The organism is Streptomyces sp. NPDC001663 (assembly GCF_042893105.1).
In the GTDB taxonomy this organism is placed as follows: Bacteria; Actinomycetota; Actinomycetes; order Streptomycetales; family Streptomycetaceae; genus Streptomyces.
This window is the reverse complement of sequence record NZ_JBIAUR010000018.1, coordinates 37,529-59,065: the sequence shown is the minus strand read 5'-3', so window position 1 is coordinate 59,065 and position 21,537 is coordinate 37,529. Positions and strand designations below refer to the sequence as shown.

At 69.4% G+C, this 21,537-nt stretch carries 18 protein-coding genes; 8 read left to right on the top strand and 10 right to left on the bottom strand.

Annotation, left to right across the window (positions count from 1 at the left end; genetic code table 11):
- Window positions 1-23: 23 nt before the first annotated feature.
- Together ACFY1L_RS43225 and ACFY1L_RS43220 are read left to right on the top strand one after the other, a co-directional pair.
- Window positions 24-941: a hypothetical protein gene (locus tag ACFY1L_RS43225; protein WP_388837923.1), complete on the top strand. Its 918-nt coding sequence runs from the start codon at window positions 24-26 to the stop codon at window positions 939-941.
- Between the two features lie 102 nt (window positions 942-1,043).
- Window positions 1,044-2,057: a heme A synthase gene (locus tag ACFY1L_RS43220; protein WP_388837920.1), complete on the top strand. Its 1,014-nt coding sequence runs from the start codon at window positions 1,044-1,046 to the stop codon at window positions 2,055-2,057.
- Here the strand turns inward: ACFY1L_RS43220 and ACFY1L_RS43215 are convergent.
- Complete coding sequence (locus ACFY1L_RS43215; RefSeq protein ID WP_388837917.1) at window positions 2,034-2,624, bottom strand: hypothetical protein; 591 nt, start codon at window positions 2,622-2,624, stop codon at window positions 2,034-2,036. The genes ACFY1L_RS43220 and ACFY1L_RS43215 overlap by 24 nt on opposite strands.
- A 9-nt stretch (window positions 2,625-2,633) precedes the next feature.
- Window positions 2,634-3,203 carry a hypothetical protein gene (locus tag ACFY1L_RS43210; protein WP_388837914.1) on the bottom strand — a complete coding sequence of 190 codons (570 nt, stop codon included), beginning with the start codon at window positions 3,201-3,203 and terminating at the stop codon, window positions 2,634-2,636.
- A gap of 236 nt (window positions 3,204-3,439) precedes the next feature.
- On the opposite strand from ACFY1L_RS43210, the gene ACFY1L_RS43205 reads away from it, so the two are divergent.
- Window positions 3,440-4,987, top strand: coding sequence for a hypothetical protein (locus ACFY1L_RS43205; protein ID WP_388837911.1), 1,548 nt, complete (start codon window positions 3,440-3,442; stop codon window positions 4,985-4,987).
- Between the two features lie 22 nt (window positions 4,988-5,009).
- Here the strand turns inward: ACFY1L_RS43205 and ACFY1L_RS43200 are convergent, their stop codons facing one another.
- The 3 genes from ACFY1L_RS43200 to ACFY1L_RS43190 all read right to left on the bottom strand — a co-directional run bounded on the left by ACFY1L_RS43200 (window position 5,010) and on the right by ACFY1L_RS43190 (window position 7,598).
- On the bottom strand, window positions 5,010-6,116 hold the full coding sequence (locus ACFY1L_RS43200; RefSeq protein ID WP_388837908.1) for an amidohydrolase family protein: 1,107 nt from the start codon (window positions 6,114-6,116) through the stop codon (window positions 5,010-5,012).
- Window positions 6,117-6,217: 101 nt separating this feature from the next.
- Entirely contained in the window at window positions 6,218-6,550 is a 333-nt protein-coding gene (locus tag ACFY1L_RS43195) for a hypothetical protein (protein ID WP_388837905.1), read from the bottom strand.
- 94 nt (window positions 6,551-6,644) lie between these two features.
- Window positions 6,645-7,598 carry a heme o synthase gene (locus tag ACFY1L_RS43190; protein WP_388837902.1) on the bottom strand — a complete coding sequence of 318 codons (954 nt, stop codon included), beginning with the start codon at window positions 7,596-7,598 and terminating at the stop codon, window positions 6,645-6,647.
- Window positions 7,599-7,942: 344 nt separating this feature from the next.
- Between ACFY1L_RS43190 and tkt the strand changes: the two genes are divergently transcribed.
- Genes tkt through pgl form a run of 5 tightly spaced genes read left to right on the top strand, consistent with a single transcriptional unit; the run spans window position 7,943 to window position 14,585 of the window.
- Window positions 7,943-10,030, top strand: a complete 2,088-nt coding sequence (gene tkt, locus ACFY1L_RS43185; RefSeq protein WP_388837899.1) for a transketolase — start codon at window positions 7,943-7,945, stop codon at window positions 10,028-10,030.
- A gap of 33 nt (window positions 10,031-10,063) precedes the next feature.
- On the top strand, window positions 10,064-11,182 hold the full coding sequence (gene tal / locus ACFY1L_RS43180) for a transaldolase (protein ID WP_388837896.1): 1,119 nt from the start codon (window positions 10,064-10,066) through the stop codon (window positions 11,180-11,182).
- A gap of 3 nt (window positions 11,183-11,185) precedes the next feature.
- A complete protein-coding gene (zwf, locus tag ACFY1L_RS43175) occupies window positions 11,186-12,709 on the top strand; it encodes a glucose-6-phosphate dehydrogenase (RefSeq protein ID WP_388837894.1) in 1,524 nt (507 codons plus the stop codon).
- Window positions 12,706-13,806: a glucose-6-phosphate dehydrogenase assembly protein OpcA gene (gene opcA, locus ACFY1L_RS43170; RefSeq protein WP_388837891.1), complete on the top strand. Its 1,101-nt coding sequence runs from the start codon at window positions 12,706-12,708 to the stop codon at window positions 13,804-13,806. The genes zwf and opcA overlap by 4 nt, the downstream gene beginning before the upstream one ends.
- Window positions 13,803-14,585 (top strand): 6-phosphogluconolactonase, encoded by a 783-nt coding sequence (pgl, locus tag ACFY1L_RS43165; protein WP_388837888.1) that lies wholly within the window; start codon window positions 13,803-13,805, stop codon window positions 14,583-14,585. Before opcA ends, pgl begins: the two co-directional genes overlap by 4 nt.
- A 206-nt stretch (window positions 14,586-14,791) precedes the next feature.
- Here the strand turns inward: pgl and ACFY1L_RS43160 are convergent, their stop codons facing one another.
- The 5 genes from ACFY1L_RS43160 to ACFY1L_RS43140 all read right to left on the bottom strand — a co-directional run bounded on the left by ACFY1L_RS43160 (window position 14,792) and on the right by ACFY1L_RS43140 (window position 21,424).
- Entirely contained in the window at window positions 14,792-15,631 is an 840-nt protein-coding gene (locus ACFY1L_RS43160) for a carbohydrate ABC transporter permease (protein WP_388837885.1), read from the bottom strand.
- Window positions 15,628-16,989: an ABC transporter permease subunit gene (locus ACFY1L_RS43155; RefSeq protein WP_388837882.1), complete on the bottom strand. Its 1,362-nt coding sequence runs from the start codon at window positions 16,987-16,989 to the stop codon at window positions 15,628-15,630. Before ACFY1L_RS43155 ends, ACFY1L_RS43160 begins: the two co-directional genes overlap by 4 nt.
- A 6-nt stretch (window positions 16,990-16,995) precedes the next feature.
- Complete coding sequence (locus ACFY1L_RS43150; protein WP_388837879.1) at window positions 16,996-18,324, bottom strand: ABC transporter substrate-binding protein; 1,329 nt, start codon at window positions 18,322-18,324, stop codon at window positions 16,996-16,998.
- Window positions 18,325-18,383: 59 nt separating this feature from the next.
- Complete coding sequence (locus tag ACFY1L_RS43145; RefSeq protein ID WP_388837876.1) at window positions 18,384-20,009, bottom strand: glycoside hydrolase family 13 protein; 1,626 nt, start codon at window positions 20,007-20,009, stop codon at window positions 18,384-18,386.
- Window positions 20,010-20,152: 143 nt separating this feature from the next.
- Window positions 20,153-21,424, bottom strand: coding sequence for an ABC transporter substrate-binding protein (locus tag ACFY1L_RS43140; RefSeq protein ID WP_388837873.1), 1,272 nt, complete (start codon window positions 21,422-21,424; stop codon window positions 20,153-20,155).
- Between the last annotated feature and the right edge of the window lie 113 nt (window positions 21,425-21,537).

Sequence of the window (21,537 nt, the reverse complement as noted above, 5' to 3'; positions counted from 1 at the left end):
GGCCGAATTCCAGGAGATTCATCATGATCCGTACATCTGGTTCACGTCATCCGGTGCTCTGGGGCACCGTGCTGGCCCTCTCCGCGGCCCTCGGCGGCCAGACCCTCATGTCGACGCCTGCCGCGGCCAACCGGCTGCTGGACGAGCCGACGGCCGTGCCGGGCTACACCCTCGTCGAGAAGAGCAGCCCGCTCAGCTCCGACTCCGCGCGTTCCGTCAGCGCCCGGTGTCCGAGCGGCAAGGTGGTCCTGGCGGGTGGCGCGAGCATCGTGGGCGGCGGGCAGAAGGTGCTGCTGCGCGGCTCGTATCCGGGCCACGCCGCCTCGGGGCACAAGTGGTCCGCGAAGGCAGAGGAAGTCCACCCCGGCACTCCGGCCAGGTGGTATATACGGGCGTACGCGGTGTGCGCCGACAAGCCCGCGAGGCTGACATACCAGCGAGTCGACTCCTTCTCGGACTCCGCCGGCCGCAAGTCCGTGCGGGTCGACTGCCCTGACGACACACAGCTCATCGGTCTCGGCGCACGGCTCAAGGACGGGAACCACAGGACCGGCATCAACGCCGTGACCGTCCGCTCCGATCACTCGGCCTCCGCCCGGGCCGGTGAGAGCAAGCCCACGTCACTGTCGTGGTCGCTCGCGGCCCACGCGGTGTGCGCCAAGCCGCTCGAGCAGTCGTTCCACGAGAGCGAGCGGAAGTTCGTCGCCGGTGCGGCCCAGTCGCAGACGGCCGCCGCCAAGTGCCCGCTGGGCAGCCGGGCGTACGGCACGGGTCTACGACTCTTCGGGGGCTCCGCCACTCTCAACCGGCTCGTCCCAGTTGAGTTGCGCCCGACGCGGATACCGCCCGTTCCGGCCGAAGGACGAGTGACCGTGTCCGAATTGGCCCCAGGAACGCCTGCCACCTGGGCCTTCAAGGCACAGGTGATCTGCGTCCGCTGAGCCTCCGGCACGGGGCCCGGAGGAAGCAAGCGGGGTGTCGATCACGGCACCCCGCACCCCTCGTCGCCCCCTCGTGAATACGTGCACAAGCGGCCCCCTACGATGGACCCCGTGCCAAACGTGACCCGCGCCGATGCCCTGGCGGCCGTGCGCAACCCGCTCGCCTTCATCGCCGGACGCTGGACCCCGGAGCCCCGGACGGTTCAGCGGTCGGCTCTTTCCGCGCTCGTCATGTCGGTGGTGATCGTGGTCACCGGCGGTGCGGTGCGGCTGACCGGTTCCGGGCTCGGCTGCCCGACCTGGCCGAAGTGCACCGCCACCTCGCTCGCCCCCACGGGTGCGATGAACTTCCACAGCGCCATCGAGTTCGGCAACCGCATGCTGACGTACGTGCTGTGCGCGGCCATCGGCTGGGCGATCGTCGCCGCGCGCTCCGAGAAGCCGTACCGGCGCAGCCTGACCCGTCTGGGCTGGGCGCAGTTCTGGCTGGTCATGGGCAATGCGGTGCTCGGCGGCATCGTGGTGCTGGTCGGGCTCAACCCCTACACGGTCGCCGCGCACTTCCTGCTCGCCTCGGCCCTGATCGCGGTCGCCACCGTGATGTGGCAGCGCACCCGCGAGGGCGACGGGGCGCCCCGGCCGCTGGTCGGCAAGCCCGTGCAGCAGATGGTGTGGTTCCTGGTCGCCGCCTCGGTGCTGCTGATCGTGGTCGGCACGGTGGTGACCGGCGCCGGTCCGCACGCGGGCGACTCCAGCGAGGTCGAGCGCATGCCGCTGGACTGGGAGACGATCAGCAAGCTGCACGCCGTACTGGCCTGGATCGTGGTCACTTTGACCTTCGCGCTGTGGTTCGTCCTCAAGGCGGTCGACGCCCCCGCGGCGCCCCTGCACCGCACCCGGGAACTCTTCCTGGTCCTGCTCTCGCAGGGTGTCATCGGCTACGTCCAGTACTTCACCAACCTCCCCGAAGCCCTGGTCGGCCTGCACATGCTGGGCTCGGGCCTGGTGTGGATCTGGGTGCTCAGGGTGCTGCTGGCGCTGCGGGAGCGGCCCGGTGCCGACCTCGGGATTCCGGGGCCCGCACAGGCCGGCTCATCGGTCGGGGCAGGAGTCTGAGGAGGTTCCGGCCCGCCCCAGCCCCTCGTCGGGACTGTCCTGCGGTGGCGTCAGCAGTGTGTTGAACACGGCATGCAGCTTGTCCACCGTCTGCCGGGAGAACATCCCGACCAGCGCGGCCACGGCGGTCACACCGTACGGATTGATGTCGCTGGACGAGGCCATGCTCGTCGTCAGCCCACCGCGCAGGACGCAGTACACGACGAGTGCCAGGACCGCCCCCACGAACGGCTCCAGGAGGTACATCGTGATCCAGCTGCGTCGCAGCTTCCGGTCGCCGACGTACTCGTAGACCGAGCGGAGCACGTGGATCAGCGCACCCAGACCGCCGGCGCACGCCACGACCAGGAAGAGCCGGGTGTCGCGCAGCAGCCCGGGCACCCAGAACAGGATCCGGATCCGGTCGGCATGCGGGGCCGCACCGTTCACCGCGGCGGGCGGCGGCCAGGCCTGCACCAGCACGGTGCCGAGCGTGACGGTGAGGACCAGCAGCACGGCGATGAGGACGACGACGTCCCTCGGTGTCGCCAGAACCGGGTCCCGCGGATGCGGCTCCCCCTGCGCCACGACGGTCCCCTAGTCCGTGACCGAACCCTGGGGCTCCATCAGACCGGCCTGCTCCAGGCAGGTGACACCGCGTGGCGTGATGCTCCAGACGTTGTGCCGCCACTGCTTGCCCTTCCACGCCACGCCTGATGACAGAAGCTTGCGGCCGACCCGGCTGATCTCCGTGATGTCCACCTGGAGCCGCTCGGCGAGCTGTTCGTTGCTCAAGCCGGGCTCACGTGCGATCGCCGTCAGGAAGCGGGCGGCATGCCCGTGCGGGTCGAGGTTCAGCTGCAGCCCCGACGGCAGCCGGCGCAGCGCCCAGAACGTGATGTCGATCTGACCCAGCAGCCGGCCGCGCTGTCCGGCGGCCTTGGGGTCGGAGTTCTCCTCCTGCGGTCCGAGATGCCCGTACAACCGCCGCAACCCGTCGTGGGCCGCGCGCAGGGCCGGCTCGTCGGCGGCCAGGGACGCGTCGGTGATGAGCATGCCCAGGGAGCTGAAGCACCCCTCCGTCATCCCGGAGTCCATCTGCATCTCGTCGATCAGATTCCGTACCTCGGTCACCCTGTCGTGCCGGCCGCTCTCCCACTCGTTCATGACGTCTCCCCCGATCTCCGCTCCTCGGCTTCTTGGTCCCTCCCACCATGCGCCGGTGTCAAGTGAGTGTCAAGTGATGGGCCATGATTCTTTCCGGGACCTCGAAAGATCGCCGGGAAATCCCGCAGGAGATCACCGAGTCCCATTTGTTACATGTACGTCGGCACACTCAATGCGCATATTCGATGACCGCCGTTAACATCTGGTTACGCGCTCACGCATCGGGGGGATGAACCATGAACGAAGAAATGCCGCGCGCCGCCACACATTCGATCAACGGGGTTGAATTAACAGCCGATCCGGCCGACCTCTTCGTGATTCTTTACGATCTGCTTCCGGAAGAGCGCTTCTGTGCCGACGAAGCGATCGATTGGTTGCGGGATTCGACCGTTCGCGAAAAGGCCGACCACATCTGCAGGCAGGTGCTGCGAACCGGCCGCGTCACCGAGAAGCTGGCGGGCGACATCGTCCGCGAGGTCGACAACCACGGCCACCTGGGCATGTTCACCGCCCTGGTCGGCCTGGACCGGGCCCTGGCCGCGGCCAACCCGTTCAACACGCGCTTCAACGACCCGACCATGGACTGGCTCAGGGTCCGCTACATCCGCCACAACCGTCTCAACACACCCCGCAGGACGACGGGACTGCTCCTGCCGCGCTGCGCACGGCCGGGAAAGGTGATGGCGGAGTGGGAGAACAAGACGGATTTCTTCGACGTCCACCGAGTCACTCCGGACGACTGCCGACGAATCCGGCTCACCCGGATACCCGCCCTGAATGATCCGGGATTCAAGGGCGAGGAATCGATTTCCATCGGTGCCGTTCCCATGCTGGAAAGGTATACCGATCTGAAGTTCGAATGGGAGAAGAAAGGTCCAGGCCGCCGATATCGGATCACGCCCTCGGAGGATCTCGGCGGCCGCATCGGCAAGGCGGTCCGCAATCTCTGGGAATCGGACGCAGAGATCGGCGTGCTGCCCGAGAGCACGGTGTCCGCTCCGCTGCTCAGGGACTGGAAGAACGTGCTCAGGGAGCTGCCCCAGGACAGCGGCCTGCGGTGGCTTCTGGTGGGCACCGGTCCGCTCACCGACACCAGCCCGCCCCCGAACCGGGCGGTCCTGATCGACTGCCGTACCCGCGAGGTGATCCTGCGCCAGGACAAGATGGCGGGCTTCACCGTCACCACCGATCTGGCCGACCAGTGGCGGCTGCCCGGTCGACCGCACCAGGGACTCGCCCGCGAGGACATCAACCGGGGCACGGAGATCACCGTGCTGGAGAGCTCGCTGGGCCGTCTCGCCGTCTTCATCTGCGAGGACATCAAGCAGTCGGTCCGCTGGGCGGCCCAACTCCAGGCCCTGGGTGTCTCCCACATCCTCGTCCCGCTGTTCGCCGCCCCCATCCTGCGGGCGCGGCCCCAGTGGGAGCGCCAGGCGGCACAGCGGTGCATCGAGGAGTTCGGCGCCTGGGTCGTCCTGTCCAACAGCCTGGCGGTCGGCGCGGAGATGGAGACACCGGACCACGTCGAACCGGGGGACGGCTTCAACTGCGTCGTGGTCGGACCGCGCTCGCACAAGGCGACCACGTACGCCGACTACGACACCCAGTTCTGCCGCGCCGACAGCGCCGTGGACGTGTCCCGCGTGCACTACCGGAACGACACTCCGGAGACCACCGAGGACGGCACACCGCTGCCCCTGCCCACCCTGCGACCGGGCTGGTCGGAGGTGGAGCCGGTCTACACGGACGTGGACGACGAGCCGGACTGGGGCGAGGCCGGGTAGCCGGCCCGAGGTGCCGTGCGACTCACCCGAGCCCGTACACCCTCCGTGCATTGCCCGCCGCCACCATCCCCGCCACCCGCTGCGCATCCCCCAGCGACCACGCGCCCTCGGCCACCCAGCCGCCCAGCACCCGGCCGAGGGCCTCCCGGAACAGCCGTGCCCCCACCACGTGCAGTTCGGGCAGGCCGTGGGCCCCGCTGGAGAAGAGGAGCTTGCCGAAGGGGGCCAGTTCCAGGAGCTCGGCGAGGACGGTCGCGGCGCGGGCGCCGGTGCGGACCAGGGCTGCGCCGGAGTCGGCGTAGACGTGCGGGAAGACGCCGGCGAGATGGGCGGCGTGGCGGTGATACGGGTAGCCGTGCAGCAGGACCACGTCCGTGCCGAGGCCCGCCGTCGCCCTGACGAAGTCGGTGAGCAGCACCGGGTCCGTGCGGTCGATGCGCAGGCCCGGTTCGCCGAGCCCCGCGTGGAGTTGCAGCGGTAGGCCGGAGGCGACCGCGATCCACAGCAGGTGCCGTAGCAACACGGGGTCGGTCAGTTCGCCGCCCACCCGGCGATCCGCCAGCCACCGGCCCGCCGCGCCCCGCACCTCGCCCGGCCCGGGCGGTTCGGGTGCGAGCGCCAGTCCGTGCCGTACGCCCGCGACGGAGGTGAAGGCCACGGCGTTCGCGGCGGCTCCGTGCACCGACTCGGCGAGGTTGGCGAGAAAGGACTCGACGGTGCCGGAGGTGTCGGCGACCTGTTCGGCCAGCAGCTCCAGGCGCACGATCTCCCGGGCCTCGGCGGCGCCCGCCGCGGCCATCTCCGAGGGGCCGGTCAGATCGCCGGGCAGCCCCGTGTCGACCAGGTATGTCGTGATACCGCTGCCGCGCAGCAGCCTGCGGCCCGACTCCAGTACGCCCAGTTCACGACGGCGGGCGAGATAGCGGGCGGGGGGACAGTGCGGTTCCAGGCCGAGCAGCGGGGGGCACCAGCGTCGTACGGCGAAACCGGTCTGGGTGTCGAAGAGGGTCGTGCCCGCCGCGGGCGGCCCCTCCGTGCGGGCCAGCTGGGCCTCGAAGGTGCCGAGGCCCAGCTCCGTCCGCAGTACGCCGTGGCAGTACTGGTCCACGAGGGACGGCGTTTCGATCATCCGGACTCCCCGTGTCGGACCCTGCACTCGTACAGGTCCTAACGGGTGAACCGGGCGCTAGGTGTTGGTCTCACACACCCGGTGTGAACCGCCGACGGTTGTCAGCCGTTGCTGGGACCGCCCAGCTGGATGCCCGCCATGCGCGTCCACTCGTACGGCCCGGTCTTCACCTTGGCCGCGAACCCGCCGTCGAACGCCTCGTGAACGGTGATGCCGGACTTCTCCACGGCCTTCTCGGCGATCTCGTACGACGGCGCCACCAGGTCGCCCCAGCCGCCGTCCTCGCCGACGAGGACGATGCGCGCGCCGCGCTCGCCGATGTAGGCCACCTGGCCCTCGGCCCCGCCGTGCGCCTTGGAGAAGGCACCGATCTGCTTGGCGAGCTTCGCCACCTTGCGCTCGGCCTTGGGGTCTACCTGCTGCGTGTCTGCCATGGCCAGGATGCTACCGACGGGTAGATCAAACGGCGACGGGCGGGGTGCGTGGCCTTGACCACGCACCCCGCCCGAAGCGACGTACAGAGATGGACTAGCGGAGGAACGGATCCACCGCGACCGCGACGAACAGGATCGACACATAGGTGATCGACCAGTGGAACAGGCGCATCTCCTTGAGCTTCGCGCCCGTCACCTCCGCCTTGGCGCGGTTCTGCAGCCCGTGCGCCTCCCACAGCCAGAAGCCGCCGGCCAGCAGCGCCACGAGCGTGTAGAACCAGCCCGTGTAGCCGAGGGGGGTGAGCAGGAGCGAGACCGCGACCATCACCCAGCTGTAGATGACGATCTGCTTGGCGACCACCTTGTTGGAGGCGACGACCGGCAGCATCGGCACGCCCACGCGCGCGTAGTCGTCCTTGACCTTCATCGACAGCGGCCAGTAGTGCGGCGGCGTCCAGAAGAACATGACGAGGAAGAGGATGACCGGCGCCCAGGACATGGAGTTCGTGACGGACGACCAGCCGATCAGTACCGGAAGGCAGCCGGCGATGCCGCCCCACACGATGTTCTGCGAGGTACGGCGCTTGAGGATCATCGTGTAGACGACGACGTAGAAGAGGAGTGCGCCGAGGGAGAGCCAGGCGCTCAGCCAGTTGACGGTGAGGCCGAACAGCAGCGTCGAGACGACCGCGAGGGTGATGCCGAAGGCGAGGCACTCGCGCGGGCTGACCATGCCGGTGACCAGCGGGCGCTGCGAGGTGCGGTCCATGAGGGCGTCGATGTCGCGGTCGATGTACATGTTCAGCGCGTTGGCGCCGCCCGCCGAGAGGTAGCCGCCGACGCAGGTGAGCAGCACCAGGGTCAGGTCCGGCACGCCCTGCTGGGCGAGGAACATCACCGGAACGGTGGTGATGAGCAGCAGCTCGATGATCCGCGGCTTGGTGAGCGCCACGAACGCCTTGACACGGGCCCCGAACGGCCGGTGACTCGAGCTCCTGCTCTCCCCCAGCACCCCGGCTGGACGGGATTCGACGGCCGTCACGCACACCCCTACAGAGACATCCCAGCAGGCCCCACCCGTGTGAAGTACCGGTAAAGGCCCGCGCGTACCACGCCACTGTAGACGTTGCCCATACCCCGACCTTCGCGGGGGTGGTGTCGTGTTGGAAGGGGTCGTACTGAAGCTCGATTGAGCAGTCATGTGAGCGGCTGCGTATTCAGTTGCCGAATGCGATCTGCCCAGTCGGGAGGCGGATCCCCCGTGGGCCCGGCAGTCTGGAATGACTCGAAAAATTGCACGTTCTCACGGGGGTAGGCTCGACAGCGGCCGGTGGGCGTCCAGTGCGCCGGCATTCGACATGCGTGACATGTGGAGAGGAGCCCTGACTCAGGGTGAGCACCAAGCCGACCACCACAGACCTCGAGTGGACCGAGTTGGACCAGCGGGCCGTGGACACCGCCCGCGTCCTGGCCGCCGACGCCGTACAGAAGGTCGGCAACGGCCATCCGGGTACGGCGATGAGCCTGGCGCCCGCCGCCTACACCCTCTTCCAGAAGGTGATGCGGCACGACCCGGCCGACCCGGAGTGGGTCGCCCGCGACCGCTTCGTGCTGTCCGCCGGCCACTCGTCCCTGACCCTGTACACGCAGCTCTACCTGGCCGGCTTCGGCCTGGAGCTGGACGACCTGAAGGCCTTCCGCACCTGGGGCTCGAAGACCCCCGGCCACCCGGAGTACGGCCACACCAAGGGCGTCGAGACGACGACCGGCCCGCTCGGCCAGGGTGTCGCCAACGCGGTGGGCATGGCGATGGCCGCCCGCTACGAGCGCGGCCTCTTCGACCCCGAGGCCCCGCAGGGCGAGTCGCCCTTCGACCACTTCGTCTTCGCGATCGCCGGTGACGGCTGCCTCCAGGAGGGCATCTCCGCCGAGGCGTCCTCGCTGGCCGGCCACCAGCAGCTCGGCAACCTGATCCTGCTGTGGGACGACAACCACATCTCGATCGAGGGCGACACCGAGACGGCCGTCTCCGAGGACACCGTCAAGCGCTACGAGGCGTACGGCTGGCACGTGCAGCGCGTCGCCCCGAAGCCGGACGGCGACATCGACCCGCACGCCGTCTACAACGCGATCGAGGCCGCGAAGCAGGTGACGGACAAGCCGTCCTTCATCGCGATGCGCTCGATCATCGCCTGGCCCGCCCCGAACGCGCAGAACACCGAGGCCGCCCACGGCTCGGCGCTCGGCGACGACGAGGTGGCCGCCACCAAGCGCGTCCTCGGCTTCGACCCGGAGCAGAGCTTCGAGGTCTCCGACGACGTCATCAAGCACACCCGGCAGGCGCTGGAGCGGGGCCGCGAGGCGAAGGCCGAGTGGGAGAAGTCGTTCCAGCTGTGGCGCCAGAACAACCCCGAGCGCGCCGCCGAGTTCGACCGCATCAACGCCGGTGAGCTGCCCGCCGGCTGGGAGGACAAGCTCCCCGTCTTCGAGCCCGGCAAGGGCGTCGCCACGCGTGCCGCCTCCGGCAAGGTGCTGCAGGCGCTCGGCGCGATCGTCCCCGAGCTGTGGGGCGGCTCCGCCGACCTGGCCGGCTCGAACAACACGACCATCGACAAGACCAGTTCGTTCCTGCCGGCGGACAACCCGCTGCCGGAGGCGAACCCGTACGGCCGCACGATCCACTACGGCATCCGCGAGCACTCCATGGCCGCGGAGATGAACGGCATCGCGCTGCACGGCCACACCCGTATCTACGGCGGTACGTTCCTGGTCTTCTCCGACTACATGCGCAACGCCGTGCGTCTGTCGGCGCTGATGCACCTGCCGGTGACGTACGTGTGGACGCACGACTCCATCGGTCTCGGCGAGGACGGCCCGACGCACCAGCCGGTCGAGCACCTGGCCTCGCTGCGCGCGATCCCGGGCCTGAACGTGGTCCGCCCGGCCGACGCCAACGAGACCGCGATCGCCTGGCGCGAGATCCTCAAGCGGTACACCAAGGAGTTCGGCAAGGGCGCCCCGCACGGCCTCGCTCTGACCCGCCAGGGTGTGCCGACGTACGAGGCCAACGACGAGGCGGCAAAGGGCGGTTACGTCCTGTTCGAGGCCGAGGGTGGTGACGCCCAGGTCATCCTGATCGCCACCGGTTCCGAGGTGCACGTGGCCGTCGAGGCGCGCGAGCAGCTGCAGGCGGACGGGGTGCCGACGCGGGTCGTGTCCATGCCGTCCGTGGAGTGGTTCGAGGAGCAGGACCAGGGGTACCGGGACAGCGTTCTGCCGCCGAACGTGAAGGCGCGGGTCGCGGTCGAGGCCGGGATCGGTCTCACCTGGCACAAGTACGTCGGGGACGCCGGTCGCATCGTTTCCCTGGAGCACTTCGGTGCTTCGGCCGACGGCAAGGTGCTCTTCCGCGAGTTCGGGTTCACTGCCGAGAACGTGGCCGCCAAGGCGCGGGAATCCATCGCCGACGCCCAGCGCTGACGCTGACATACGACACGTAGGAGATGTAATTCCATGACAGACGCACTCAAGCGCCTCTCCGAGGAAGGCGTCGCGATCTGGCTGGACGACCTGTCCCGCAAGCGGATCACGTCCGGCAACCTCGCCGAGCTGATCGACCAGCAGCACGTCGTGGGCGTCACCACCAACCCGACGATCTTCCAGAAGGCGATCTCGTCCGGTGACGGTTACGAGCAGCAGCTCGCCGACCTCGCCGCCCGCAAGGTCACCGTCGATGAGGCCGTACGCATGATCACGACGGCGGACGTCCGCGACGCCGCCGACATCCTGCGGCCGGTCTTCGACGCCACCGACGGCCAGGACGGCCGCGTGTCGATCGAGGTCGACCCGCGCCTCGCCCACAACACCAGGGCGACGATCGCCGAGGCCAAGCAGCTCGCCTGGCTGGTCGACCGCCCGAACACGCTCATCAAGATCCCGGCCACCAAGGCGGGTCTACCGGCGATCACCGAGGTCATCGGCCTCGGCATCAGCGTCAACGTCACGCTGATCTTCTCGCTGGAGCGCTACCGCGAGGTCATGGACGCCTACCTCTCCGGCCTGGAGAAGGCCAAGGAGCGCGGCCTCGACATCTCGCTGATCCGTTCCGTCGCGTCCTTCTTCGTGTCCCGCGTGGACACCGAGATCGACAAGCGGATCGACGCGCTCGGCACCGACGAGGCCAAGGCGCTGCGCGGCAAGTCCGCCGTCGCCAACGCGCGCCTCGCCTACCAGGCGTACGAGGAGGTCTTCTCCTCCGACCGCTGGGGCAAGCTGGAGAACGCGGGCGCCCGCAAGCAGCGTCCGCTGTGGGCCTCCACCGGCGTGAAGGACCCGGCGTACAAGCCGACCCTCTACGTCGACGACCTGGTGGCGCCGAACACGGTGAACACCATGCCGGAGGCCACCCTGCAGGCCACCGAGGAGCACGGCTCGATCACCGGCAACGCCGTCGCCGGCACGTACGAGCAGGCCCGCGCCGACCTCGACGCCGTCGAGAAGATCGGGATCTCGTACGACGACGTGGTGCAGCTCCTGGAGGACGAGGGCGTCGAGAAGTTCGAGGCGTCCTGGAACGACCTGCTCAAGTCGACCGAGGCGGAGCTGGAGCGCCTCGCCCCCTCGGAGGGTTGATCTTTGTCGAGCAGCAATCCGCTGCGTGACCCCGCCGACCGACGGCTCCCGCGTATCGCGGGGCCGTCGGGCCTGGTCATCTTCGGCGTCACGGGCGATTTGTCACGAAAGAAGCTCATGCCCGCCGTGTACGACCTCGCGAACCGGGGTCTGCTGCCGCCGGGCTTCTCGCTGGTGGGCTTCGCGCGCCGCGAGTGGGCCAACGAGGACTTCGCGGCCGAGGTCCACGACGCCGTCAAGGCGCACGCCCGTACGCCGTTCCGCGAGGAGGTCTGGCAGCAGCTCATCCAGGGGATGCGCTTCGTCCAGGGCACCTTCGACGACGACGACGCGTTCGAGCGGCTGCGCTCCACCATCGAGGAGCTCGACAAGGCACAGGGCACGGGCGGCAACTTCGCCTTCTACCTGTCGGTGCCGCCGCGCTCCTTCCCCGTGGTCATCCAGCAGCTGAAGAAGCACGGTCTGGCCGACCAGACCTCCGGCTCGTGGCGCCGCGCGGTCATCGAGAAGCCGTTCGGGCACGACCTGAAGTCGGCCGAGGAGCTCAACAAGGTCGTCCACGAGGTCTTCGCCCCGGACCAGGTCTTCCGCATCGACCACTACCTGGGCAAGGAGACCGTCCAGAACATCCTGGCGCTGCGCTTCGCCAACACGATGTTCGAGCCGATCTGGAACCGGTCCTTCGTGGACCATGTGCAGATCACCATGGCCGAGGACATCGGCATCGGCGGCCGGGCCGGCTACTACGACGGCATCGGCGCCGCCCGCGACGTCATCCAGAACCACCTCCTCCAGCTCATGGCTCTCACGGCCATGGAGGAGCCGGCCTCCTTCGACGCGGACGCGCTGGCCGCCGAGAAGACCAAGGTGCTCGGCGCGGTACGGCTGCCGAAGGACCTGGGCCGGGACACCGTGCGCGGGCAGTACGGGGCGGGCTGGCAGGGCGGTGAGAAGGCGGTCGGGTACCTCCAGGAGGAGGGCATCGACGCCAACTCGAAGACCGACACCTACGCGGCCATCAAGTTGGAGGTGGACAACCGCCGTTGGGCGGGCGTCCCCTTCTATCTGAGGACCGGCAAGCGCCTCGGCCGCCGGGTCACCGAGATCGCGGTCGTCTTCCAGCGGGCGCCACACTCCCCCTTCGACCACACGGCGACGGAGGAGCTCGGCAAGAACGCGATCGTCATCCGCGTCCAGCCGGACGAGGGCGTGACGGTCCGCTTCGGCTCGAAGGTGCCGGGCACGTCGATGGAGATCCGGGACGTCTCGATGGACTTCGCGTACGGCGAGTCCTTCACCGAGTCCTCCCCGGAGGCGTACGAGCGCCTGATCCTGGACGTCCTGCTCGGCGACTCCAACCTCTTCCCGCGCACCGAGGAGGTCGAGCTGTCCTGGCAGATCCTCGACCCGATCGAGGAGTACTGGGACACGAACGGCAAGCCCGCCCAGTACCAGTCCGGCACCTGGGGGCCCGTCGAGGCGGACGAAATGCTCGAGCGAGACGGACGGAGCTGGCGCCGGCCATGAAGATAGACCTCACGGACACCACGGCCAGCAAGATCAACAAGGCGCTTGTGCAGGGCCGCCGGGCCATCGGCACGCCGGCCGTCGGCATGGTGCTCACGCTGGTCATCGTGACGGACGAGGAGAACGCGTACGACGCCCTGAAGGCCGCGAACGACGCCTCGCACGAGCATCCCTCACGCACCCTGGTCGTCATCAAGCGCGTCTCGCGCTCGCCCCGCGACCGTACGCAGTCCCGCCTGGACGCCGAGGTCCGGGTGGGCGCGGACGCGGGCTCCGGCGAGACGGTGATCCTGCGGCTGTACGGCGAGATCGTCGATCATGCGCAGTCCGTCGTGCTGCCTCTGCTGCTGCCGGACGCCCCCGTGGTGGTCTGGTGGCCGGTGAACGCGCCCCTCGACCCGGCGAGCGACCCGCTGGGCGCGCTGGCCCAGCGCCGGGTGACGGACACGTACGCCGCCGAGCAGCCGGTACGGGAGCTGACGGCGCGCGCCGACACCTACACCCCCGGCGACACCGACCTGTCCTGGACCCGGATCACGCCCTGGCGGTCGATGCTGGCCGCCGCCCTCGACCAGATCACCTGCAAGGTGGAGGCCGTCGAGGTGGAGGGCGAGGAGTTCAACCCGAGCTGCGAGCTGCTGGCGATGTGGCTCGCGGACCGGCTGGACGTACCGGTGAAGCGGTCCCTGTCGAACGGGCCGGGGCTCACGGCCGTCCGCATGGCCACCGACACCGGCCAGATAGTCCTGGACCGCGCGGACGGCTCGCTGGCCACGCTCTCCATCCAGGGCCAGCCGGACCGTGCGGTGGCGCTGAAGCGGCGTGAGACGGCCGAGCTGATCGCGGAGGAGCTGCGGCGGCTGGACCCGGACGACACGTATGCCTCGGCGCTGCGGTTCGGGGTGGAGCGGCTGAACCCTTCGCTGCCTGCGCTTTCGTTCGAGGAACCGGCGGCTGCCGTCGAGGAGCCGCCGTCCAAAAGCGCGGAACCCGCTCCCAAAGGAGAGGCGAGCGAAGCCGCTGCTGAAACTGCCGCACCGGAAGCGGCGGCGGAGGCACCGGTGAAGGACGCCGAGCAGAAGGCGGCGGCGAAGTGAGCACTCCGCAGCTGGTCGTGCACCGCGACAAGGAACTGATGGCGCAGGCCGCCGCGGCCCGTCTCATCACCAAGATCGTGGACGCGCAGGCCTCCCGGGGCTATGCGTCCGTGGTCCTCACGGGCGGCCGCAACGGCAACGGTCTGCTGGCCGCCCTGGCCGCCGCTCCGGCGCGGGACGCGATCGACTGGGGCCGGCTCGACCTGTGGTGGGGAGACGAGCGCTTCCTGCCCGAGGGCGACCCGGACCGCAATGTCACGCAGGCCCGCGAGGCCCTGCTCGACGCCGTGCCGCTGGACCCGAAGCGTGTGCACGCCATGCCGGCCTCGGACGGGGTGTACGGCGCGGACGTGGACGCGGCGGCGGAGGGTTACGCGCAGGAACTGGCCCGTGCGGCCGGTCCCGAGAACCACGGTGCGGTGCCCACCTTCGACGTCCTGATGCTGGGCGTCGGCCCGGACACGCACGTGGCCTCGCTGTTCCCGGAGCTCCCGGCGGTACGGGAGACGGAGCGCACGGTGGTGGGCGTCCACGGCGCCCCGAAGCCGCCGCCGACCCGGGTCACGCTGACCCTGCCGGCGATCCGCGCGGCCCGTGAGGTCTGGCTCCTGGCGGCCGGCGAGGACAAGGCGCAGGCGGCGGCCATCGCCCTGTCCGGCGCGGGCGAGGTCCAGGCCCCGGCAGCGGGCGCCCAGGGCCGCTCCCGCACCCTGTGGCTCCTGGACGCGGCGGCGGCCTCGCAGCTGCCACGCTCGCTGTATCCGCCGGCTTCGCCCTGAACTCCGGCTGAGTGGCGGCGGAGGGTTTGCACCCCCGCCGCCCTTACCGTCCCCTCCTCCAGGGGGCTCCGTCCGGCGTTTGAGGACGAGGCCCGTTCAGGCCCGATCGGGGGTCCAGGGGGCGGCGTCCCCTGGCGGGGTCGAAGGGGCGGAGCCCCTGAGGATGGGACGGGTAAGGGTGGCGGGGGCGAAAACCCTCGCCACCCTCACTTCACCGAACCCGCCATCACCCCCTGCACAAAGTGCCGTTGAAACGCGAAGAACACCACGACCGGCACCACCAGCGACACGAACGCCCCTGGCGCCAGTACGTCGATGTTGCTGCCGAACTGCCTGATCTGCGACTGGAGTTCAACCGTCAGCGGCTGCGACGAACTGTCCGCGAACAACAGCGCGACGAGCATGTCGTTCCACACCCACAGGAACTGGAAGATGGCCAGCGAGGCGATCGCGGGCCGCCCCACGGGCAGCACCAGCCGTGTGAAGATCCGCCACTCGCTGCCGCCGTCCATGCGTGCCGCCTCCAGCATCTCCTTCGGCATCTCGGCGAAGTAGTTCCTGAGCAGGAACACCGCGAACGGCAGCCCGTACGCCACGTGGAAGAGCACGACTCCCGGAATCGTGCCGAACAGCCCCAGTTCCCCGAAGAGTTTGGCGACCGGCAGCAGACCGATCTGCACCGGCACCACCAACAGGGCCACCACGACCAGGAAGACGGCCTCCCGCCCGGGGAAGTCCAGCCAGGCGAAGGCGTATCCGGCGAGCGCCGCGAGGACCACGACCAGTACGGTCGCCGGGACCGAGATCAGCACCGTGTTCCAGAAGGCCTGCGTCATCCCGGAGTTCTTCAGCAGCGCCGAGTAGTTGTCGAAGGACAACTGGCCCGGGCTGCTGAGCGCCGTCCACCAGCCGCTGCTCGCCGAGTCCTGCGTGGACCGCAGCGAGGACAGGAACAACCCCGCGAGCGGCGTCAGCCACACCAGGCCGATCAGCACCAGGAACGCCTGCACCAGACCGTTGCTCAGAGCGCGCCGTACCGCGTTCATCGCTGACTCCTTCGGAAACGACGGACGTTGAAGACCATGGCCGGCACGACCAGCAGCAGAAGCAGCACACCCAGCGCGCTCCCCAGCCCCTGGTTGTTGCCGCCGCCGAAGGACACCAGCCACATCTGCGTCGCGAGCACCGTCGCGTCCTCCTGCACCGGCCCGGGCGCGATGATGTAGACGAGGTCGAAGACCTTCATCACGTTGATGACGAGGGTGACGAAGACGACCGTCAGCACCGGTGCCAGCAACGGCACGGTGATCCGCCGGAAGATCTGCCACTCGTTCGCGCCGTCCATCCGCGCCGCCTCCAGCGCGTCCCGGGGCAGGGCCGCGAGCCCGGCGCCGATCAGCACCATCGCGAACCCGGTCCAGATCCACAGATACGCCCCGATGATCGCCGGCGTGACCAGCGCGGGCCCGAGCCAGGAGACGCCCTGGTACGGCTGCGCGAAGTTCGACGCGGGCAACTCCACCGTGTACGAGCCGGAGTTGAGGCCCGTGAAGCGGAACGAACCGTCGGACGCCGTCGACGTGCTGGCGACCGTCTTCCCGTCGTCCCCCACCGCCTCGACCTTCATCTCCGGCAGCCCGCTCTCCCGCGGGTCGACCTTGCCCTGCTTCCCTCCCCCGCCGGGCGTGAAGTCCAGGTAGACGACACCGCGCAGCTCGTCGGACGCCGCCTTCCGGCCCGCGGCCGGGTACGCGGGCTCGGCGCCCTTGGGCAGATCCTTCGGCGGCACGCCCACCAGCCCGAGCGTCACCGCGTCACCCGGCGACACGCGCCCGGTCGTCCGGTACGAGCCGTCCGGCACCGCCGTCAGCCCCTGACCCTGCCGGGCCCGCGCGGTCGGATACTCCGACGTGCCCTTGAAGGCGTCGTGCACCCCGACCACGGCGGCGTTGAGCACGCCCTTGTTCGGGTCCTGGTCGTAGGCGAGCCGGAAGATGATGCCCGCGGCCAGGAAGGAGACCGCCATCGGCATGAACAGCAGCAGCTTGAAGGCGGTGGCCCAGCGGACCTTCTCGACGAGTACGGCGAGGATCAGGCCCAGACCGGTCAGCAGCGCCGGGGCGACCACGACCCAGATGGCCGTGTTCCGTACGGCCTTGAGGGTCGCCGGGTCCCGGAACATCTCGGTGTAGTTCTCGCCGCCGACGAAACGGGTGCCGGACGCGTCGAAGAAGCTGCGCCCGACGGAGAACAGCACGGGGTAGACGACGAGCGCGCCCAGCAGGAGCAGCGCCGGGAAGGCGAACAGCACGGCGATGATCCGTGCCCGCCGCCGCGAGCGCCGGGCGCGCTCGACGAGCCCGGTCGCAGGCGGACTTGTCTCTTTCACCAGGGTCGCGGTCATGGCGCGTCAGCCCTTGTAGGCCTTGGCCGCCGCGGCCTCCAGCTGCGCCGCGGTCCCCTTCGGGTCCGACGGGTCGCGCAGGAAGTCCTGCAGCAGCTTCCACTCGCCCGCGCCCTTCGTGCCGCCGAAGGCCGCAGGCGCCTGGTCGGACATGTCGAAGCGGACCGAATCCCCGGCCGAGACAAGGGACTTGGCGGTGGCGCGGGTGACGTCGTCGCTGTACGAGGAGAGGTCGAGCTCCTTGTTGGGGGACAGGAAGCCGCCCGCCTTCGCCCACACGGCCGCCGCCTCCGGGGTCGCCAGGTACTCCAGGAGCTTCATGCCGGCCTTGGAGTTCTTGCCGTCCTTGAGGACGACGGCCGCGTCGCCGCCGCTGACCACCGGGGCCTTGCCGCCGTCGACCGCGGGGAAGGGGAAGAAGTTCGCGTCCGTGCCGATGGTCTTGCCGAACTGGTCGTGCGCGACCCCGGCGACGAAGTCGCCCTCGTAGACCATGCCGGCCTCGGGCTTGGGTCCGAACACCTTCTCCACCGAGCCCGGGAAGTCGGTGTTGAGGGCCTCCTTCTGCCCGCCCGCGATCAGCTGCTTGTCCTTGAACAGCTTGCCGAGCGTGCCGAGTGCCTTGACGACGCTCGCGTCCGTCCACTTCAACTTGTGGGCGGCCAGGGCGTCGTACTTCTCCGGACCCGCCTGCGAGAGGTAGATGTTCTCGAACCAGTCGGTGAGGGTCCAGCCGTCCTCGCCCGCGATCGAGAACGCGGCGAGCCCGGAGTCGGAGACGGTGTGCCCGGCCTTCAGCATCGCGTCGTACGTCTTCGGCGGCTTGACGCCTGCCTGGTCGAGGGCGTCGGGGCTGTACCAGACCGTCGACTTGTGGGCGGCCTTGAAGTAGAGGCCGTAGAGGGTGCCGTCGACGCTGCCGTACTTCTTCCAGACGGGTGCGTAAGCCGCGTCGACGGACTTGTCGGTGGTGGCGGACAGCGGCTTGAGCCAGCCCTTCTTGGCGAACTGCTGCAACACGCCGACCTGCGGGACCATCACCACGTCGGGCGCGTTGCCGCCCTCGATCTTGCTGCCGACGACCGTGGAGACGTTGTCCCCGGTGGAGATGAACTGCGTCTTGGCGCCGGTCTTCGCGCTGAACGCGTCCAGCACCTTCTGGAAGTTCTTCTGCTCGCTGCCGGTCCAGACACCGGCCACGGTGACCGTCTGCCCGCCGAGCGCCTTGTCGCCGCCGCCCGCGGAGACCGGTCCGCCGCCTCCGCAGGCGGTCGCGCCGAGAGCCAGGGCAAGGGCGGTGCAGCTCGCGAGCATGGTCGTGCGTCGTCGCATCATCGTTGATGTCCCTTCAAAGGGTGGGAAACTGACGAACAATCAGGGGTGATTGACGGTGATCAGAGATCGTTGATCCACCAGGCGGCCGTCGAGCCGGGCAGCACCCCGGCCGTGCACGGACCGCTGGACAGCAGGGGTGTGCCGGAGACCGGCGCGGGCGTGGGCGCCGTACCGAAGTTGACGGCGCAGACGAGGCCGTCGCCGCGGACGAAGCCGAGGACGCCGGGCGGGGTGTCCAGCCAGCGCAGTGCGCCCTCGCCCAACTGGGGCAGGGCGGCCCGGAGTTGGAGGCCGTCGCGGTACAGGTGCCAGAAGGAGCGGGTGTCGGCGAGGGCGCGGTCGGTGGCGTACTCGGCGAAGTAGGAGGGCTGCGGCAGCCATGGCCGCGCGCTCTCGGCACCGGAGGTGAAGCCGAAGGGTGAGGCCTGTCCGGACCACGGCAGCGGCACGCGGCAGCCGTCGCGGATACGGGCCCGGCTGCCCGTGCGGCGGAAGATCGGGTCGGTGAGCACGTCGTCCGGCAGGTCGACGACCTCGGGCAGGCCCAGCTCCTCGCCCTGGTAGATGTACGCGGCTCCGGGCAGCGCCAGCATCAGCAGCGCGGCGGCACGGGCGCGGGCGGCGCCGAGCCCGCTGCTGTCGGTGGTGGGCTCGCCGTAGCGGGTGACGGTGCGGACCTGGTCGTGGTTGTTGAGGACCCAGGTGACCGTCGATCCCGTACCGGCTATGTCCTCCATCGCCTCGGAGATGACCTTGCGGAAGGCGTCGGCGCTCCAGGGGGCACTCAACAGGTCGAAGAAGAACGCCTGGTGGAGCTCGTCAGCACGCACATACTTCGCGTGATCCCGCGCGGTCGGCACCGACACCTCGCCGACCAGCAGCCGCTCGCGGCCGTCCCGCTGCGTGTACTCCTCGCACACCGTCCGCCAGTGCCGCCACACGTCGTGCACCTCGGGCTGGTTCCAGGCGAGCGGGTTGACCGAGTCGCGGGTGCGGGCGTCGGCCTCGGGGTCGTCCGAGTCGGGCAGGTCGGGGTGCTTGAAGAGGCCCGCGGCCACGTCGATGCGGAAGCCGTCGACACCCCGGTCGAGCCAGAAGCGCAGCACCCGGTCGAACTCGGTGCCGATCTCGGGGTTGCGCCAGTTCCAGTCGGGCTGCTCGGGGGCGAACATGTGCAGATACCACTGGCCGGGCCGCCCGTCCGCCTCGGTCACCCGGCTCCAGGCCGGGCCGCCGAACATGGAGAACCAGTTGTTGGGCGGCTCCGAGCCGTCGGGACCGCGGCCGTCGGCGAAGTGGAAGCGGGCACGGGCCGCGCTGCCGGGCGCCGAGGCGAGAGCCTCCTGGAACCACGGGTGCTCGCTGGAGCAGTGGTTGGGCACCACGTCGAGCAGCACCTTGACGCCGAGCCGCCGGGCGGCCCCCATCAGCAGGTCGAACTCGGCGAGGTCGCCGAAGAGGGGGTCGACATCGCAGTAGTCGGCCACGTCGTAGCCGTGGTCGTGTTGCGGCGAGGGGTAGAAGGGGCTCAGCCAGATCCCGTCCACGCCCAGCTTCTTCAGATACGGCAGTCCGGCCCGGACGCCGGCCAGGTCCCCGACGCCGTCCCCGGTGCTGTCCAGAAAGCTGCGGACGTACACCTGGTAGATCACCGCGTCTCGCCACCAGCGGTACTTACTCAACATGTATGCATGTTAGGTAGGCGTGTCGTGAGGGTGTCAATGAAAGGAACGGAAGCTACTGCCGAGTTGACCTACCAAAAGCGGACATACTTGAGCATTCTGAAGCCAGATGAGACTTCTGCGTTACCTAACAAGTAACTAATCGACTAGCGATTGGAGATCGCTGCAAGCTCCCGCGCCAGCCGTTCCACTGCCACCGCGGGCGTCTCGTGCCCGGTCATCGCGTCCTGCACGACCGCCTGCACCACCAGGCTGACCTGGTCGTAACGCGGGCTCTTGGGACGCGGCTGGGCGGTGCGGATGCTCTCGCGCAGCGTCGGCAGATACGGGAACCGCCGTATCAGCTCGGGGTCTTGGTACAGCGCGGCGCGCACGGGCGGCAGCGCGCCGCGTGTGAGGACCTGGCGCTGGACGGGCTCGCTGGTGAGGTACGCGAGCAGGCGCGCCGCGGAGTCGGGATGCCGGGCGTGTGTGTTGACGGCCAGGTTGGAGCCGCCGAGGACGCTCTTGCCCGGGCCGTACGGTCCGGGCAGCGGTACGGCGCCGATCTTGCCGGCGACCGGGGAGCCCTTGGCGGACGCGACGACGTACGCGTAGGGCCAGTTGCGCAGGAACAGCAGATGCCCGTCCCTGAAGGAATCCTTGGACTCCTCCTCCTTGTACGTCAGCGCTTTCTTCGGGATCCAACCCTCGCGTACACCCCGGGCGAGGAACCCGATGCCCTCGCGGGCCGCCGCCGAGTTCACGGTGACGCGGGCGCCCTCGTCGCCGAGGATGCTGCCGCCCGCCGAGTAGACGGCCTCGGCCGCGTTGACGGTGAGGCCCTCGTAGGGCAGGAACTGGCCCGCGTAGCCGTCGAGTCCGTACTTGGGCGCGATGGTCTTCGCGTCCCGCTCCAGCTCGGCCCAGGTGCGCGGCGGCGGGACGCCCTCCTTGGCGAGGATGTCCTTGCGGTAGAGGAGCAGGCCCGCGTTGGTGACGTACGGGACGGCGTACAGATGCCCGTCGTAGGTCGCCGTCTTGACGACCGGCTTCAGGAAGGTCTTCAGCGGGAAGCGGTCGCGGGGCAGTGGCCGTATCCAGCCCGCCGCCGCGAACTCCGAGGTCCAGTTGACGTCGATGTTGAGGACGTCGAACCGGCTGCGGTCGCCGCCGCGCAGGTCGGTGACCATCTGCGCGTGGGTCTCGTCGGCGGAGTCCGGCAGCTCGACGAGGGTGACCTTCTCGCCGGGATGGGTGCGGTTCCAGCCCTCCAGGAGGGGGCCGAGATAGCCGGTGAGGTCTCCGGCGGTGGCGAGCGTCAGCGGCCCGCGGCCGTCCGTCGTCCCCTCGTCGGCGCGGGCGCCGGAGGCGGCGTATCCGGTCATGACCACGACGAGAACGAGAAGGCCCCTACCGGCGGCGTGTATCCACCGCATAGGTTCCTCCCTGTACAACCGGCACCACGGGCACCCTTGCCCGGGGACAGAGGCCATGTATACCTGTTAGGTATGCGCGATACTAGGGCCCGGAGCACATTGACCAGACAGGA

Bases quoted from the DNA above. Each gene is read 5' to 3' on its own strand.
- ACFY1L_RS43225 (WP_388837923.1), top strand. From the start codon at position 24: ATGATCCGTACATCTGGTTCACGTCATCCGGTGCTCTGGGGCACCGTG.
- ACFY1L_RS43220 (WP_388837920.1), top strand. From the start codon at position 1,044: ATGGACCCCGTGCCAAACGTGACCCGCGCCGATGCCCTGGCGGCCGTG.
- ACFY1L_RS43210 (WP_388837914.1), bottom strand. From the start codon at position 3,203: ATGAACGAGTGGGAGAGCGGCCGGCACGACAGGGTGACCGAGGTACGG.
- ACFY1L_RS43205 (WP_388837911.1), top strand. From the start codon at position 3,440: ATGAACGAAGAAATGCCGCGCGCCGCCACACATTCGATCAACGGGGTT.
- ACFY1L_RS43200 (WP_388837908.1), bottom strand. From the start codon at position 6,116: ATGATCGAAACGCCGTCCCTCGTGGACCAGTACTGCCACGGCGTACTG.
- ACFY1L_RS43195 (WP_388837905.1), bottom strand. From the start codon at position 6,550: ATGGCAGACACGCAGCAGGTAGACCCCAAGGCCGAGCGCAAGGTGGCG.
- tal (WP_388837896.1), top strand. From the start codon at position 10,064: ATGACAGACGCACTCAAGCGCCTCTCCGAGGAAGGCGTCGCGATCTGG.
- opcA (WP_388837891.1), top strand. From the start codon at position 12,706: ATGAAGATAGACCTCACGGACACCACGGCCAGCAAGATCAACAAGGCG.
- ACFY1L_RS43160 (WP_388837885.1), bottom strand. From the start codon at position 15,631: ATGAACGCGGTACGGCGCGCTCTGAGCAACGGTCTGGTGCAGGCGTTC.
- ACFY1L_RS43155 (WP_388837882.1), bottom strand. From the start codon at position 16,989: ATGACCGCGACCCTGGTGAAAGAGACAAGTCCGCCTGCGACCGGGCTC.
- ACFY1L_RS43150 (WP_388837879.1), bottom strand. From the start codon at position 18,324: ATGATGCGACGACGCACGACCATGCTCGCGAGCTGCACCGCCCTTGCC.
- ACFY1L_RS43145 (WP_388837876.1), bottom strand. From the start codon at position 20,009: ATGTTGAGTAAGTACCGCTGGTGGCGAGACGCGGTGATCTACCAGGTG.
- ACFY1L_RS43140 (WP_388837873.1), bottom strand. From the start codon at position 21,424: ATGCGGTGGATACACGCCGCCGGTAGGGGCCTTCTCGTTCTCGTCGTG.